Raw genomic sequence first — 17,208 nt, forward strand, 5'->3', positions numbered from 1 at the left:
GTATACCATCATACCATATGTCAATATTGCTTGAGGCCCCGACAACGGCGGACTATAAAAACCCGATGAACATCGAAAAGTCCGACCTGCCCAAGATCGAACATGCCCCGCAAACACTGCGCGACATCGTGCAAGAGCGGATGCGCACCGCCATCATCGAAGGGCATTTCGCGCCCGGCGAAAGGTTGGTTGAGAGGCCACTTTGTGATCAGCTTGGCGTAAGTCGTACCGTCATTCGCGAGACGATCCGTTATCTGGAAGCTGAGGGATTGGTCGAGATCATCCCAAACCGCGGACCGATTGTTGCGTTGCTTGATTGGGATCAAGCGGAACAGATCTATGATATACGCAAACAGCTTGAGGGCTCTGCTGCTGCCGTTTGTGCGCAGTGTTACGGCGGGGATTTTGCCGCGCAGCTAAGAGAGGCGTTGGCGACGCTCAATGCCTCAATGAACGATTCTGAATGGATCGGCGTCATGCGTGCGACCACGCGGTTTTATGAAGTTATTTTTTACGAAGCCGGACATGCGATTGCTTGGGATATCGTGCAACGCTTGAATGGTCGGATCAGCAGATTGCGTGTTCTCACGCTATCCGCAAAAGACCGGCCAAAGCCAGGTTTCAGCCATATGACTGCGATTTATGACGCAATTCTCAGCCGCGATGCGCAGGCTGCGCAGGCCGCGGTGCAAGCGCATATCCTCGATGCCTCCGCTATTGCGCAACGCTTCTTACGCAAGGAAACGACTAAAGTAGAAAATGATGGCTAAGGGATATTGGATAGCTTTTGTCACGGTAAGTGATCCCGAGGCATACGCTGGCTATCAAAGCTTGGCACCCGAAGCCTTCGCTAAATATGGCGCGCGTTTTCTTGTGCGTGGTGGTGATGCGACACCGCTTGAGGGTGAAGATTGGCAGCGGCACGTTATCATAGAGTTCGAAAGCAAAGCACAGGCATTGGCATGCTACAATTCGCCGGAATATCAAGCCGCTCGCAGCCATCGCTCCGGCGCATGCACCGCCAACATTGTTATTGTTGACGGAATGCCCGTCACATAGTTTCCCCCAAAAAGAAGCCTCTCGAAGTGCGCATCTAAGGTCGAACGCGATCCCATTGCGCTCTTGGTTGCTTGGTAGAAAGGCGACTTTTTCCTTAACGCTTCAAATGGTTACTCGCCAACTTGGCACAGTTCGATCGCCCGAAATGGTGCGGTACCGCGCGAAACGCATTGTTTCCAGTTCGGGGACAAACTTTCGCCCATTTTCACGAGTATCTCTCGCAAAACATTGTTCGGAGAGTACCTATGGTTGAGGAAACAACACAACTTGCAGAGAAGCCGCGCTGGTTGACGCCTGTATTGTTCAGCTCGACAATTTTCCTGTCAGCGTCGTTGCTTTTCTTTGTTCAGCCATTGTTTACGAAAATTGTGTTGCCGCATGTTGGGGGGGCGCCAGCTGTTTGGACGACGGCGATGCTGTTTTTCCAAACCGTGCTGATCGCCGGGTATCTTTATGCGCATTTGGTTACGCGGCATTTGTCTGTTCGCGCACAAATTGCGCTGCATTTGACGCTTTGGGCTCTTGCATTGTTGTTCCTACCGCTCGCAGTCAGCGCTGGCTGGAGCTATGACGCTGAGAAATCAACAGCAGGCCAGACGCTTCTTTTGTTTGCTGCGGGTGTTGGTCTTCCATTTGCGGTTCTGTCGGCGAACGCGCCACTTATCCAAACTTGGTACGCGCGAACTGGTGGCTATTCTGCAGATGATCCGTATTTCCTTTATGGCGCCTCTAACCTTGGCTCGCTGATTGCTTTGCTCGGCTTTCCACTGATTGCAGAACCGTTGTTTGGGGCGACGCAAATCGGATGGGGCTGGACGGCAGGATTTTGGGTGTTGGGTGCTCTTCTGCTGACTTCAGGACTAATGGCGCGTGGGCGCGCTGTGCCAGCCACCAGCGACGTCCAAACTCAGCCTGCACCTAGCCTGAAAACACGCTTACACTGGGCCTTAATCGCGTTTGTTCCGTCTTCTATGATGTTGGCGGTTACGACTAAACTAACGACCGATATCGGGTCCGTTCCACTGATTTGGGTGATTCCGTTGGCGCTGTTCTTGCTGACTTTTGTGTTAGTTTTCACCAACCGACCTATCGCGTCCCTGGCGACACTCCGTTTGGGTTACCTTATTGGACTTGGTGTGCTTGCGGTTGTGTTCTCAAATCTGTTGAGCATTCACGTCACTGTCTGGTCCGCCGTTTTGACGGTCGCCGCGTTCTTTTTAACGGCGCTGTACGCGCACGCCCTACTTTATGCTGAACGACCTGCAGCAGAACATCTGACGACGTTCTACGTGACCATGTCTGTCGGCGGCGCCTTTGGCGGGTTCTTCAATTCAATCATCGCACCCAGCCTGTTTAACGAACTCCATGAGGGCGCAATCACTGTGGCCGTCGCCGGAATGCTCTTGCTGATCCGTGCAGTACGCCCTTCGCAGATAGCAATATTTTGTGCGTTAGCGCTGGTTGTTTTGATCATCGTGAAAGCACCGCTGATCGACGCCTTTGGAGTGATCGCATTTGGCGTCGCTGCAATTGTACTTTTCCTCACAGTAGCGACCACAATCCGCCAAACAGCACAGGCCCATGCCTGGGTGATTGTGGGGTTTTTGGTCGCGGGGCAGGTGTTCGTGGATCATGGTTCGCCGCTTTTGACGGATCGTAGTTTCTTTGGAACCCATAAGATCGTCGAACGAGACGGTTTGCGTATCTATGGAAACGGCACCACAACGCACGGCGCGCAGCGGATCGTAGATTTGACGGCGGACCGCCCCGAGCCGCAGCTCTATTATCACCGCAACGGCCCGATGGCGCAGGTTCTTACGTCTGCGAAAGCGGATGCGTCGGAAACGGTAGGCATCGTTGGATTGGGTATCGGAGCGCTGGCTTGTTACGGGCAGCCGCATCAAGACTGGCATTTCTATGAGATCGACGCATTGGTTTCCGACATTGCCCATGACTCAAACCATTTCACCTTTATGAGCCGCTGTGCACCGGATTCTCCGACACATCTAGGCGATGCGCGAATGGTTCTGGAAGAACAAGATGGGCTGAGTTTTGATGTTCTTGTGATCGATGCCTATTCATCGGATTCCGTGCCGGTGCATTTGACGACGGTCGAAGCCTTCGATATTTACCTAGATCGTCTCAACGACGATGGCGTGTTAGTGTTCCATATTTCTAATCGTTACTACGACATCAGCCGCCCACTGGGGCGTCTGGCCGAAACCATGGGGCTAGCGGCGCGTATTCAGGATTACGCGGGCAACACGTCTGAAGACCCCGGTGATGTAGGTTCGCGCGTTGTAGTCCTCTCGCGTAACTTTGAAAGTCTGGGTGATCTGAACGCCGATCCACGATGGGTCCCGTTAGCACCTGATGGTGGTCGTGTTTGGACTGATGATTTCGCGAACGTTCTAGAAGTGTTGAACCGCTGACTCAGTTAAAGTTTGGGCAACCTAGTCAGGAAAACGCTAACTATCCGCTTGATTGAGAACCGCCAAAAGGTCTGAGATCTTTTGGGCATTGTTAGAAGCTACGGTTCCGTCGCTAAGCACCAAAGAATTCTCAAACCCTACGCGGCACTTGCCTCCGCAAGCGACGGCTTTCGCAAGGCAGGCCACCTCTGCCGGGCCAAACGCGCAAACAGCCCAATCCGGAGAAACTTCTCGTTTGTTCATCCAGGATGTGAAGATATCCAGATCGCCAAGCGTAGCGTCCTTTGCCCCACCATAAGAGCCTAGAACAAAGATGACCTCCAAACGAGGGTCTGTAACGGATTCACGGCCAATCGTGTCTTCCAGTAGGTTGCAATCTTCTAGGCTGTATAGGATGTGTTGAACGGCGATGCCGTTGGTCTGCGCCTGCTGATAAAAAGCGCGCGCTTTTGATGCCCCCGCACCACTGATTTCCTTGATAGATGCAGACACCATGTCTGCACCTGATGTTAGTGCAATGCGCATCTGTGCGTCCGGATCGTAGATGCCTACCGCTTCCGTGGTGATTTGAATTGCCATTTCTGGAACCACTTCGCGAACGCGCGAGATGAGGTGCCGGTACTTATCGGCATCCAAAAGGTGCCCGCCTGCGCTATCGCGAATATGGGCATGTAGTCCATCAGCCCCCGCGGCATAGCATTCCTTTGCGCAGGCGGCGATTTCATCGACCGTAATGGGCAAAGCAGGATGATCTGCTTTGGTCCGCCGTGCGCCGTTGGGAGCTACCATTATTCGCGGCAGTTGCCTCATAGGATGGATGCCAAGCTGGCGGAAAGTTTGTCGACCAGCTCGTCGATTTGCGCATTCGTGCAGATGAACGGTGGAGCGAGAAGCACATGATCGCCGCGCACCCCGTCTATTGTTCCATTCATGGGATAACAGATCAAACCGTTGTCCATTGCTGCGGCCTTAAGGCGGGACGCGATTTTCAGGTTCGGATCAAAAGGTGATTTGCTGTCGCGATCAGCAACGAACTCGAGGCCGCGGAACATGCCGCGCCCACGGATATCGCCGACATTGGGGTGTTGGCCAAATTCAGCCTGTAGCGCGTCGTTTAGGTAGTTGCCCATCGTCGCGGCTTGATTTGAATATCCTCCGTCGGTCAGTTTTGTAACGACTGCATTGGCGGCAGCGCAGGCAATTGGGTGGCCCATATAGGTGTGGCCATGCTGAAAGAAGCCCGTTCCATTTTCAATTGCTCGATAGATTTCACCAGAGCAAATCATCGCCCCGATCGGCTGGTAGCCCGCGCCGAGGCCCTTAGCAATTGTGACGATATCGGGGCGAACGTCGTCCTGTTCGCAAGCGAACAGTGTACCGGTTCGGCCCATGCCGCACATGACCTCATCAAGGATAAGAAGCACGCCGTACTTGTCACATATCTCGCGAATGCGGCGGAAGTACCCTTTGACTGCTGGCACCGCACCGGACGTAGCTCCGACCACTGGTTCTGCCAAAAAACCAATGACGGTTTCTGGCCCGACACGCAGCAGTTCTTCTTCGAGTTCGTTCGCGACCCGTTGGCCGTAGTCTTCAACGCTCTCCCCGTCAGCCCGATCGCGGTATTCATAACAAGGTGCGATATGGCTGGCAGAGACCATAACAGGATCGAAAGGTTCGCGACGCCAAAGGTTACCACCCGTACCCAAAGCACCCAGTGTGTTTCCGTGATAGCTTTGCCGACGAGCGATAAAGCGGGTGCGTTCTGGTTGGCCGATTTCCAGCATATATTGACGTGAAAGTTTCAGTGCGGCTTCGACCGCTTCGGAGCCGCCGGAAACCAGATAAACACGTTCTAGACCAGTTGGCGCATGGGCAATTAGTTTAGATGCGAGCGATTCTGCCGGTTCAGATGTCAAGAATCCGGTGTGTGCAAAGTCTAAAGAATCGAGCTGTGACTTGATCGCCTGGATGACGTCCACGTCACTATGGCCTAAGCAAGAAACTGCAGCGCCACCCGACCCGTCGAGGTAGGATTTACCATTAGAATCAAATATGTAAATTCCATCACCACGCACAGCAACTGGCAAGTTCGCCTTGGTGTGGCGACCAAATACTTGAGACATAGCGTTCCTCATCCTCCCGACGTAGCAAGACTCAATGAAACAGATGAATCAGTTATTGACAACTAGTGAAACAATACGGACATTCGTTTAAATCAAAGAGGGGTGGATGTGAGTCTGTCATTTGAAATGCGGCTGACCGAGAAATACAGCGACCTAAGTGGGACGCTGCGGCAGGCTGCGGACTATTTGGCAGAGAACCCTGTGGACACAGCGACACGCACGTTGAGAACCGTTTCACGCGACAGCGGCATTTCACCAGCTGCGTTCTCCCGCTTGGCGCGGGCATTGGACTACGATGGTTTTGAAGAGTTGCGCGAAGAGATGCGTACTAAAATCGGCCGGCGGGTGAATGATTTTGCCGACCGCGCCGAACGTTTGCACAAAGACCATCGTGAAAACAAAGCCAGCTTTTTGGACGCCCACTTTGCAGCGTGTCAGGCGAATATGCAGAGCTTCGTGGACACTGTTGATCGCGAAACGTTGGATGGTGCGGTCGACCGAATTGCGGTGGCGCGCAAAGTCCTTCTTCTGGGCGCGCTGGGCTCAACGGGTGTCGTCGAATACTTGTCCTATATGGCAAATTTTTGCGCTGACAACTGGGTCATGGCTAGTCGCATGGGGTCGTCTTTGGGAGCAGGTATCGCTGGCTTGGACGAACGCGATGTATTGATCATTGTCACCAAGCCTCCGTTTTCGGACCGTGCCATCAGGGCAGCGGCACTGGCACAAAAACAGGGCGTTTATGTCGTCCTAATTACCGACACGCATAGCTGTCCGGCACTGAAGCACGCGGCCGCGCGTTTCATCGTTCCGACGGACAGCCCGCATTTCTATTCCTCCTACGTCGTCACGATGTTCCTTGTTGAATCCCTGATAGGGGTTCTGGTGAGCCGGTCAGGACCGGCCGCACGCGCAAGGATCGCCGAGGTGGAAAGTGCAACCCGGGTCCTGGCTGAAGTCTGGGACTTATGAACGACCAAAGAACATGCAATCAAGGGAGATGAATATGTTCGCTAAACTTAAACTTACCGCAGTTGCTGCAGTAACAACCGCAATGATGGCTCCTGCTGCTTATGCAGAAGAGTTCATCACAATCGGCACCGGCGGTGTTACGGGCGTGTATTACCCAACAGGTGGCGCTATTTGTCGTCTGGTCAACAAAGGCCGTCGCGATCACGGCGTTCGTTGCTCGGTCGAATCCACAGGTGGTTCGGTCTACAACATCAACACCATTCGCGAAGGCGAACTGGAATTTGGTGTTGCCCAGTCTGACTGGCAGTACCACGCATATAACGGTACATCCCGCTTCGAAGAGGGCGGCGCTTTTGAAGGTCTTCGGGCCGTGTTCTCTGTGCACCCAGAGCCATTTACCGTTGTTGCACGTGCTGACAGCGGCATCACCACAATCGCTGATCTTGAAGGCAAGCGTGTAAACATCGGTAACCCTGGTTCCGGTCAGCGCGGCACGATGGAAGTTCTAATGGAAGCCCTTGGTTGGACAACAGATGACTTCGCACTCGCAACTGAGCTGAAAGCATCCGAGCAGTCCGCTGCCCTTTGCGACAACCAGATTGACGCGATGGTTTACACAGTTGGCCACCCATCCGGTTCCATTCAGGAAGCAACGACAGCCTGTGATTCCGTTCTGGTTGAAGTGTCTGGCGATGTTGTTACTGGTCTAGTTGACGACAACTCGTTCTACCGTACGGCTACCATCCCAGGCGGCATGTACCGTGGTAACGACGAAGACACGATGACCTTCGGTGTTGGCGCGACCTTCGTAACATCTGCGGATGTATCCGAAGATGTGGTCTACACACTTGTCAGCTCTGTGTTCGAAAACTTCGATGATTTCACTGGCTTGCACCCAGCGTTCGCCAACCTCGTTCCTGAGGAAATGGCATCTGCTGGTCTGTCCGCACCGCTGCACCCTGGTGCAGAGCGTTACTACCGCGAACAGGGCTGGATCGAATAAGCGATCTGGTATGAACTGATACCGTAATACTGTCGGGGGCGAACTACGCCCTCGACGACTGCGTTTCAGCCCAAATAGCGGAACGCTCAGTTAAACAGAAAAGCCGGAGAATCGGCTGTAGGGGGACAAATGTCACAGAAAGAACGCACCGCGCTCAGCGAGGAAGAGCTACAGGAACTGGTTGCGGCCAGTGACAGTGGCGCGCGTAGCCCGACCGGGGCTGTTGGCCTTTTCATTGCCGCTGTGGCCTTGATCTGGTCCATTTTTCAGGTCCTGCTGGCTTCACCCGTTGCGCCCTACTTGCTGCCCGGAGATCTCATTAATAACTCGCGTCAGATCCATTTGGCGTTTGCGGTGTTCCTTGCGGCGATGGCCTATCCGCTGTTCAAGTCGAGCCCGCGTGACCGCATTCCGTATTACGACTGGGCCTTGGGGATCGCCGGTGCGTTTCTGGCGCTCTATGGCTATTTCTTCTATGAAAAGATCGTCCAGAATGGTGGCTTGGCCGACGCGACCGATGCATACTTCGCGCTCGCCGGCCTAATCCTCCTCTTCATCGCCTCCTACCGCGTGTTGGGTCCGGTGATGGTGCTCCTTGCTGTAGTTTTCCTGTTCTACGTCTTCTTCGGTTCATCTGAGGCAGTGCCTGACCAGATCCGTTGGGCCGGCGCATCGCTGCGCAAAGCCATGAGCCACATGTGGATCACGTCCGAAGGGGTCTTTGGCATCGCGCTCGGGGTCTCGACGAAGTTTGTATTCCTCTTCGTGTTGTTCGGCGCGCTTTTGGATAAAGCAGGCGCGGGCAACTACTTTATTAAGATGGCGTTCGGCGCGCTTGGTCACCTACGCGGTGGCCCTGCGAAGGCAGCGGTTGTCGGTTCTGCCGCAACGGGCCTGATTTCCGGTTCCTCCATCGCGAACGTTGTGACAACGGGTACATTCACCATCCCGTTGATGAAGCGTGTTGGTTTCAGCGCCGAGAAAGCTGGTTCGGTCGAAGTTGCATCCTCCGTTAACGGCCAAATCATGCCACCGGTAATGGGTGCTGCAGCGTTCCTGATGGTTGAATATGTCGGCATTTCATATGTCGAAGTGATCACCCATGCGTTCCTGCCCGCGATCATTTCATACATCGCTCTGGTCTACATCGTTCACCTAGAAGCGGTGAAGAACAACATGCCAACAATCGGCAACAAAGTGGTGAACCTGTTCAACACTGTGCTGGGAATGTTCGGCTTCTTCGCTGGTTTTGCGCTGCTGTGCTACGCAACGCAATATCCTGTTGGATGGATCGTATCGCTCTTCCCAGCAGGCTCTGGTCTGATCCTGTCTATCCTGCTTGGTGTGATCTACATCGGGTTGGTGTACCTCGCGGCGCAAATTCCTGATCTGGAACCAGATGATCCAAACGCCGAAGTTGTCGAACTTCCTGACGTGGCGAAGATCTACAAGTCCGGCCTTTATTACCTGCTGCCGATTATCGTGTTGGTCTATTTCCTGATGATCGAACGCAAGTCACCGGGTCTGTCTGCTTTCTGGGCCACCTTCCTGCTGTTCGGCATCCTTCTGACGCAAAAGTCACTGAAGGCTATGTTCCGCGGCGAAGCCAATCCGATCAGCCGTCTACGTGACGGTTTGATGGATCTTGTCGAAGGCATGATCGACGGCGCGCGCAACATGATCGGCATCGGCCTTGCGACAGCAACCGCCGGTATTATCGTGGGCACGGTATCCCTGACTGGTATCGGGCAAGTGATGGCGGATTTCGTTGAATATCTATCCGGCGGCAACCTGATCCTGATGCTGATCTTCGTAGCGATCTTGTCATTGATCCTTGGTATGGGGCTACCGACAACGGCGAACTACATCGTTGTATCCTCGCTCATGGTGGCCGTTGTGGTGGAACTGGGCGCGCAAAGCGGCCTTGTTGTGCCATTGATCGCCGTTCACCTATTTGTGTTCTACTTTGGCATCATGGCGGATGTGACACCGCCCGTGGGCTTGGCCAGTTTCGCGGCTGCCGCTGTGTCCGGTGGTGACGCCATCCGCACTGGTTTCACCGCGTTCTTCTACAGCCTGCGGACCGTCGCCCTGCCCTTCGTGTTCATCTTCAACACTGATTTGTTGCTGATTGATGTGACCGTCACCCAAGGCATCATCGTCTTTATCACCGCGACCATCGGTATTCTGGTGTTCACGGCGGCAACGATGAACTGGTTCCTGACGCGTAACCGCATTTGGGAAACGGTAGCCTTGTTGGCAATTGCTTTCGCACTGTTCCGGCCGGGCTTCTTCATGAACCAAATCCAGCCGCCGTTCGACTTTATTGAACCGGCTGCCTTCTCAGAGGCGTTGGGTTCAGCGGAACCTGGCAGCCAGCTAAGAACAGTTATCTCTGGCCCTGACTTCGACACGCTCGCAGTTAAGGAGCTGACCGTGCCGCTGACTGTGCCGGATGTTGAAGGCGCCGATGCGCGCCTTGATGCGCTTGGTTTCATGATCGTACCTGAAGGCGAGGTGCAACGTCTGGACGAGCCAATGTTCGGGACTGAACTTGGTGACGCACTGGCTTCGTTCGACTTCTATGGCGACGATCCTGTTCAAATCGCTAGCGTCCAAGCGACGGCAGATCAACTTCCTAAGGAACTGATCTTCATTCCGGCGCTCTTGTTGCTGGCCCTAATCGCGCTGCTGCAATCACGCCGCGCAACCCCTGTTCGTGAAGGAGAAACAGCATGACTTCGACTGTCCTATGTGCCGTTGATATCAACCGCCCCGACGATGAAGCCAAAGTGCTGAAGGCGGCCAAGAAATTGGCCGATCTGGAAAATGCGCAACTGGATGTCATTACAGTGGTTCCGGATTTCGGGGCCTCTATGGTCGGCGCGTATTTCGAAGAGCATCACGTGAAAACCGCACGGGATGGTGCTGCGAAACTATTGAGCGACTCCGTGGCAATAGTGATTGGGGAAGAGGCCAACAAGTCTGTCCGTCATATCGTTGCTGTGGGCTCCGCGTACGAAGAAGTTCTGAAAGCTGCAAAACTCGCGGGTGCGGACCTCATCGTGATCGGCGCACACCGCCCAGACTTCAAGGACTACCTTCTTGGGCCAAATGCTGCGCGCGTTGTTCGGCATTCAACGTCCTCAGTCTATGTCGTTCGTTAATAACGGCATCGACGGATCAAATAGGCTAAGGTGAAAATCACCTCAACTCGGGCGGTGGCGTTACTCTGTTAACTCTTTGTTGAGTTGACAGAGTAACGCCATTATCGCGGCCTCTTCGGTAATAATTCCGTTCGTGTTACTTCGTCAGCTCTCGAATATAGGCTACTTACTCAAACAAGAGTTTTATCAAAGAGTGGCCCATGATCAAAAGTCAGATCACCCTGAAGCAGTTAGAGGCGTTCGCCTTTGTCGTTGATACAGGTACTTTTCGTGCTGCGGCTTCGGCGCTTGGAACCACACAGCCCAACATTTCTGCACGCATCCATACGCTGGAAACGGCGTTGAATGAGACATTACTGATCCGCGATGCCGGCTCTGTTCGTTTGACCGTTAGCGGCGAAAGGCTGCTCATCAAGGCCCGTGAGGTTTTGTGGGCGGCTGAGGCGCTCATCGAGGATGCTGGTCGCCAAGAGTTGATTGAAGAGACATTGCGACTTGGTGTGACCGAACTCATCGCTTGCACTTGGCTGCAGAGTTTCCTGAGGTTGATGCGGGAGGCCTATCCCAAGCTGCGAATTCAATTGGAAGTGGACCTGTCGAGTGAGATTGATGCGCGCCTAAGGGAAGGGCACATTGATCTGGCGCTGCAGACTGGACCGTTTAAATCGAAGTCCTTCAAGTGCGATGTCTTAGGACAGGAAAACTATTGTTGGGTTGCTTGTTCGGAACTGGCTCAAAATGCCGGCGGCAGGCTGTCCCTACCCGAATTATTCGACCTTACAATTCTGACCCATGCAAAACACACACAGGCTTGTGCGGCCCTGCATGAGCACGCGAAAAGGTTAGGGTTGCGGGGTGACCGAATTGTTCACTCTAGCGCGTTGTCGGCTTGTGTCCCGATGGTTCTCGAAGGCTTAGGCGTTGCGTTGCTGCCCGAGCGGATGGTTAAAGACGAACTTGATGCTGGGGTACTTCACAAGATTGAGGCCGACTGGTTGCCCGATCCTTTATCGTTCTATGCGCGCTACGCACCGGAGCGTTCTGCATTGTATGTTGAGAAAGCTGCACAAATCGCAAAAACCGCAATGCGAGACCAGTAGATCAAAAAAAATGATTGGGGTGAGAAATTTAATCGATTTGATTATTTCACGCTTTTAAGGCCACCTGCGTAAGAAACCCTTTGCAGGAGCCTCAAGATGGCAGCACATTCCGTCCGCCTTGGCGTCGATATCGGCGGCACATTTACCGACGTTGTTCTAGAAAAAGGCGAAGAGTCGTTTTCGACTAAGGTCCTTACGACCTATGCCGCCCCAGAGAACGCGATTATCGACGGGATGCATCAGGTTTGCAAAAAAGCCGGCGTGTCGACATCGCAGATTGATCAGATCATTCACGGCACGACCCTTGCAACCAACGCGTTGATTGAACGCCGCGGGGCAAAGACTGCGTTGATCACAACTGAAGGCTTTCGTGACGTTATCGAAATGCGCACGGAATCGCGTTTCGAGCAGTATGACCTGAACTTGAACCTACCCGACCCATTGTTGCCGAGGCAAATGCGGTTCACGGTAGCGGGGCGTGTTGATGCCAATGGTCAGATCCTCGTGGATATTGACCGCGCGGAGGTCGAAGCGGTCGTCGGTCAGATTGCGAAAGCAGGCTTTGAAAGCGTCGCAGTCGGGTTGATCCACTCATACCTCAACCCAGCGCATGAAGAATTGGTGCGCGAAGTGTTGGCTGAAAAATTGCCCGATGTCGCGGTGTCGATCTCATCCGAGGTATCGCCACAGATGCGCGAATACGAGCGGTTCAATACCGTCGTAGCCAACGCCTATATCAAACCTTTGATGGCGTCTTACTTGGGGCGACTTGAGGATCGGTTGAAAGACGAAGGTGTGTCTTGCCGTATCTTCCTGATGCATTCCGGTGGCGGCATTATTTCGATCCAGAATGCGGCGGATTTCCCTGTGCGCTTGGTTGAATCAGGCCCAGCCGGTGGTGCGGTTTTTGCGGCCCATATCGCAGCGCGGTACGGGCTTGATAAGGTTCTGTCCTTTGACATGGGAGGCACCACCGCCAAGATTTGCTTGATCAAGAACCAGACACCAAAAACGTCTCGCGTCTTTGAGGTCGCGCGTACGTATCGTTTCAAAAAAGGGTCCGGCATGCCGATTTCGATCCCTGTGATCGACATGGTTGAGATTGGCGCAGGCGGGGGGTCATTGGCCCATGTAGATTCGCTGCGCCAAATCCGTGTAGGCCCAGAAAGTGCAGGGTCTGAACCGGGTCCCGCATGTTATGGTAGGGGCGGTGAACGGCCTGGCGTGACGGATGCGGACCTCGTGTTGGGAAAACTTGACCCCGAGAATTTCGCAGGTGGGTCGATCAAATTGCATCCAGAAGATTCCAAGTCCGCATTGGCTAACCATGTAGGCAACATTCTGGAAATGGATGCTGTAGAGGCCGCGTTCGGTGTGGCTGAAGTGGTTGATGAAAACATGGCAAATGCGGCCCGCGTTCATGCTGTCGAAAATGGCGAGGACCTGTCCGAGTATACGATGATTGCTTTCGGTGGTGCGGCTCCGCTTCATGCTGGGCGCCTTTGCGAAAAACTAGGAGTTGACCGCTTGTTAGTCCCACCGGGCGCTGGCGTTGGATCGGCTATCGGTTTCTTGCGTGCGCCATTCAGTTTTGAGGCGAACCGCTCTGTTTACATGAAGCTAAGTGATTTCGACGGTGATAGGATCAAGTCCTTACTAACCGACCTGAAAACCGAGGCGACAGGGTTCGTGCGTACTTGTGATGAAATCAGCCCGATCCTGTCGGAGTTCAAAGTCTATATGCGCTACACCGGTCAGGGCTGGGAGATCCCGATTGAGCTGACCGAAGAACAGGCGATGAACCCTGACGTGGCCACGTTTGAAGCACGCTTTATCGAAGATTATTCGAAGCTTTTTGGTCGTCCGGTCGAAGGAATGGATGTCGAGATCACGGTTTGGTCTGTTAACGCAACAACACCTCAAGAAAAGGTCGCGCGCATTGAGGAAACCGATGGAGGTGAGGCTGCCAAACCAATCGGTGAACGCGCGCTCTTTGATGCTGCTTCAGTAAAGTATCTAGACGCAAAGGTCGTAAATCGTTTCGACATGGATACCGGAGAACGGGCCATTGGTCCGGTCGTTGTGATTGAGGACGAAACGACAATCATTGTGCCGGCAAGTCGTGATGCAATCCGTCAGCCTGACGGTTGTATCGACGTTGTGGCGAAAGGATAAGACCATGACTCAAGAACATTCAAAAGTCGCTTATCAAGTCATGTGGAACCGCCTGATCTCAGTGGTTGAAGAGCAGGCTCAGGCGTTGGTGCGCACGGCCTTCTCTACGTCGGTTCGTGAAGCAGGTGATTTGTCCGCTGGGATCTACGATACACAAGGCCGGATGCTAGCTCAGGCGGTCACTGGGACGCCTGGCCACGTCAACGCGATGGCTGACGCTGTTGCGCATTTCATCCGTCGTATTGGGCGTCAGAACCTTCTCGAAGGTGATGTCTATATAACCAACGATCCGTGGGAAGGGACCGGCCACCTGCACGACATCACGATGGTTACGCCGTCGTTTCACAAAGGTGTTCTCGTCGGCTTCTTCGCCTGCACGGCGCACATTGTGGACATCGGGGGGCGTGGTTTCGGGGCGGATGCGCAATCGGTTTATGAGGAAGGCCTTTATATCCCGATTATGAAATTCGCCGACAAGGGCGAAGTGGACAAGACGTTGGTCAGCATCATTCGCGGTAACGTGCGCGAACCGGATCAGTTGATTGGCGACATCTATGCGCTTGTGACCTGCAACGAGATCGGCCACCGCCGCTTGATCGACATGATGGAGGAATTTGACCTCGACCATCTCGACGGGATCGCGGATTTCATCTTGGATAATTCGCGTCGCGCGACGATCGAACGGATCGCAGCATTGCCGCAAAAGTCCGCTGAAGGTGAGATGACCATGGATGGGTTTGCAAAGCCGATTACGCTTAAGGTCAAAGTCAGTGTTGAGGGCGACAAAATCGTTTCGAACTTCGCAGGTTCCTCGGGCCTCGATAAAAAAGGTATCAACTGCCCATTGGTCTACGCCAAGGCCTATGCCTGCTATGCTTTGAAGGTTGCCATTGCGCCGGAGATTCCAAACAACGCAGCCTCGCTTGCGCCGTTCGAGATCGAAGCGCCTGAGAACTCAATCGTTAACGCCTTGCACCCAGCCCCTGTCGCCTTGCGTCACATTGTCGGGCATTTCGTGCCTGACGCAGTGTTTGACGCGTTCGACAAAATCGTGCCGGGGCTTGTGCCTGCTGAAGGTGCTGGCTGTTTGTGCAATTTCCAAGTTTCATTGCGCCCTCGGACGGACGCACCTGCGCCAGAAAACGCGCGACGTTCTGAGGTGTTGACGTTTAACTCTGGTGGCTCAGGTGCGCGACCTGAACACGATGGGCTGAACGCGACAGCATTCCCATCAGGTGTGATGACGATGCCTATCGAGGCCACAGAACATGCAGGCCCTGTGATTATTTGGCGCAAAGAACTGCGGCCCGATTCTGGTGGCGCAGGAAAGACACGTGGTGGCCTTGGTCAGTATATGGAAGTCGGGGCACAAGAAGGCCACGAATTTGACATTCAAGCTATGTTCGATCGTGGCGATCACCCTGCACGCGGGCGCCGAGGTGGCCGCAACGGCGCGAACACAACCATTGTTCGCAGTGACGGCACCAAGATGCATGTGAAAGGTAAACAGTTCGTACCGCAAGGAGAGCGTGTGATCATGGCTTTTCCGGGTGGTGCCGGTTACGGCGCCCCATCTGAGCGACCTACCGAGCTAGTAAAACGGGACCTTGCGCGCGGTTACATCAGTACCGAAACCGCAATGGATGACTACAATCTTTCCGAGGCTGACATCGCGGAGGTTGAAGCCGCAGTCGCACGGGGTGACGCGATATGAAAATGCAAGTGCCGCAAAGCACATTCAATAATGTTGTTATTACTGGGGCGCGGCGGAAACGATTGTGAATAGGAAATACCACTCCCTCGAAATGGCGTAGTTCCAATTTGGCCGCATTACAGTCGGTCGGAAAACTATTGAAAAGGCGATCACCTAATGAAACTTGCGAAGAATCCGTTCACTCACGCCATTGCGGCTGGGAAGAAACAAGTCGGTCTTTGGATTAGTCTGTGCAGCAACTTTGTCGCTGAAGTCACAGCGCCAGCTGGTTATGACTGGGCGCTGATTGATATGGAGCACAGCCCCAACGACTATTTCAGCGTTTTGGGGCAATTGCAGGTGTTCGCTTCAAGTCAGACCACCGCGATTGTGCGCGTAGAGTGGAACAATGCTGTCGCTGTAAAACGCTTGCTCGACTTGGGTGCGCAAGGGGTGTTGTTTCCGATGGTCCAATCCGTGAAGGAGGCTGAACAGGCCGTCGCCGCCACCCGTTATCCACCTCACGGTGTGCGAGGCGTATCAGGCGCGACGCGGGCAACCAAGTTTGGGCGGGTTGCAGACTATGTTGAGCGCGTAGTGGAAGAAACGACGGTTCTACTGCAGCTCGAAACCCGCGCGGCAGTAGAACAAGCCGAAGCGATCGCAGCGGTTGAAGGCGTGAATGGTATTTTCTTCGGCCCTGCGGATATCGCTGCTGACATTGGTAAGCTTGGCAAACCTATGGACCCTGAGGTTTGGGATTTGATTAAACCAGCGGCGCAAAAACTGATCGCTAAAGGTGTGCCAGTTGGCACTTTGGTCCTAGATCCGGAATTTGCGACGGAACTACTGAACGAAGGCTTTACTTTCGTCGCTTGTGGTACCGATGCATCCTTGTTGGCAAAAGCATCGGATGCCTTGTTGGAGCAGGTCAAAGGCGGCTTGAAGTAAAGTTTGTTTCACTGGTGAATATTGCCTCGAGTTTAAGTTTTGAGCTAAGCATACCCCAAAATTGACCGCAATCCGTGGTTGTGGTCGCCTGATCGGTGTGGCGTTATTCGCAACACGTTTGATAGGCCTTGCGCATTGGCGGATAGAGGACGAAAGCCCAAGGAATCTTAAACCAAATAAAGATTTGCACCAAGGAGATGCCCGTGAAAGTGCTTATCAGGATCGCAATGCTTATGGCCGCCGCCGTCATGCCAATGGCTTCACAGGCTGAAACACGGATCGTCAAAATCGAGACGGTAACGTTAGCGAATGACCAAGAGCAGCGCATTTTTTGTAGCCGGGTCGTTGCACGCGAAACGCCGGACCTTGCTTTTCAGATTGGTGGACAGATCATTGAGATGCCGATCGAGGAAGGCGCGTTTATGTCGGCGGGGGTCTGGTTGCGATGATGGATCAAGAACCTTTCGGATTGGCTTTGGAAAGCGCGTAAGCCCAACAAGCCCAAACGTCTCGTCTTGTGGATCGCTATC

General features: G+C 53.8%; 14 protein-coding genes. 12 read left to right on the plus strand and 2 right to left on the minus strand.

Annotated features, from left to right (window positions below; all coding sequences use genetic code 11):
- The first annotated feature begins 17 nt into the window (after window positions 1-17).
- From OCA8868_RS13510 to OCA8868_RS13520, 3 genes are all read left to right on the plus strand, one after another.
- Entirely contained in the window at window positions 18-770 is a 753-nt protein-coding gene (locus OCA8868_RS13510; RefSeq protein WP_306456137.1) for a GntR family transcriptional regulator, read from the plus strand.
- On the plus strand, window positions 763-1,059 hold the full coding sequence (locus OCA8868_RS13515) for a DUF1330 domain-containing protein (RefSeq protein ID WP_093997228.1): 297 nt from the start codon (window positions 763-765) through the stop codon (window positions 1,057-1,059). The genes OCA8868_RS13510 and OCA8868_RS13515 overlap by 8 nt, the downstream gene beginning before the upstream one ends.
- Before the next feature lie 245 nt (window positions 1,060-1,304).
- The gene (locus tag OCA8868_RS13520) at window positions 1,305-3,491 is read left to right on the plus strand and encodes a transporter (protein ID WP_093997096.1); all 2,187 of its coding nucleotides are present in this window, start codon (window positions 1,305-1,307) and stop codon (window positions 3,489-3,491) included.
- 36 nt (window positions 3,492-3,527) lie between these two features.
- On the opposite strand, the gene OCA8868_RS13525 is transcribed toward OCA8868_RS13520, so the two are convergent.
- Complete coding sequence (locus tag OCA8868_RS13525) at window positions 3,528-4,280, minus strand: beta-keto acid cleavage family enzyme (protein ID WP_245848260.1); 753 nt, start codon at window positions 4,278-4,280, stop codon at window positions 3,528-3,530.
- Between the two features lie 17 nt (window positions 4,281-4,297).
- On the minus strand, window positions 4,298-5,617 hold the full coding sequence (locus tag OCA8868_RS13530; RefSeq protein ID WP_093997098.1) for an aspartate aminotransferase family protein: 1,320 nt from the start codon (window positions 5,615-5,617) through the stop codon (window positions 4,298-4,300).
- A gap of 108 nt (window positions 5,618-5,725) precedes the next feature.
- Between OCA8868_RS13530 and OCA8868_RS13535 the strand changes: the two genes are divergently transcribed.
- The 9 genes from OCA8868_RS13535 (at window position 5,726) to OCA8868_RS13575 (ending at window position 17,127) form a co-directional block, all read left to right on the plus strand.
- A complete protein-coding gene (locus OCA8868_RS13535) occupies window positions 5,726-6,589 on the plus strand; it encodes a MurR/RpiR family transcriptional regulator (protein WP_245848263.1) in 864 nt (287 codons plus the stop codon).
- Window positions 6,590-6,623: 34 nt separating this feature from the next.
- A complete protein-coding gene (locus OCA8868_RS13540; protein WP_093997229.1) occupies window positions 6,624-7,592 on the plus strand; it encodes a TAXI family TRAP transporter solute-binding subunit in 969 nt (322 codons plus the stop codon).
- A gap of 129 nt (window positions 7,593-7,721) precedes the next feature.
- Window positions 7,722-10,331 (plus strand): TRAP transporter permease, encoded by a 2,610-nt coding sequence (locus OCA8868_RS13545; protein ID WP_093997100.1) that lies wholly within the window; start codon window positions 7,722-7,724, stop codon window positions 10,329-10,331.
- Window positions 10,328-10,759, plus strand: a complete 432-nt coding sequence (locus OCA8868_RS13550) for a universal stress protein (protein ID WP_093997101.1) — start codon at window positions 10,328-10,330, stop codon at window positions 10,757-10,759. Before OCA8868_RS13545 ends, OCA8868_RS13550 begins: the two co-directional genes overlap by 4 nt.
- Before the next feature lie 200 nt (window positions 10,760-10,959).
- Window positions 10,960-11,859 (plus strand): LysR family transcriptional regulator, encoded by a 900-nt coding sequence (locus tag OCA8868_RS13555; RefSeq protein WP_093997102.1) that lies wholly within the window; start codon window positions 10,960-10,962, stop codon window positions 11,857-11,859.
- Between the two features lie 96 nt (window positions 11,860-11,955).
- Entirely contained in the window at window positions 11,956-14,034 is a 2,079-nt protein-coding gene (locus tag OCA8868_RS13560) for a hydantoinase/oxoprolinase family protein (protein WP_093997103.1), read from the plus strand.
- 4 nt (window positions 14,035-14,038) lie between these two features.
- Window positions 14,039-15,748: a hydantoinase B/oxoprolinase family protein gene (locus tag OCA8868_RS13565; protein WP_093997230.1), complete on the plus strand. Its 1,710-nt coding sequence runs from the start codon at window positions 14,039-14,041 to the stop codon at window positions 15,746-15,748.
- A 156-nt stretch (window positions 15,749-15,904) separates the two neighbouring features.
- A complete protein-coding gene (locus tag OCA8868_RS13570) occupies window positions 15,905-16,678 on the plus strand; it encodes an HpcH/HpaI aldolase family protein (RefSeq protein ID WP_093997104.1) in 774 nt (257 codons plus the stop codon).
- Window positions 16,679-16,881: 203 nt separating this feature from the next.
- Window positions 16,882-17,127, plus strand: coding sequence for a hypothetical protein (locus tag OCA8868_RS13575; protein ID WP_143849635.1), 246 nt, complete (start codon window positions 16,882-16,884; stop codon window positions 17,125-17,127).
- The last annotated feature ends 81 nt before the right edge of the window (window positions 17,128-17,208 follow it).

Origin of the sequence: Octadecabacter ascidiaceicola (assembly GCF_900185015.1) — a bacterium.
In the GTDB taxonomy this organism is placed as follows: Bacteria; Pseudomonadota; Alphaproteobacteria; order Rhodobacterales; family Rhodobacteraceae; genus Octadecabacter; species Octadecabacter ascidiaceicola.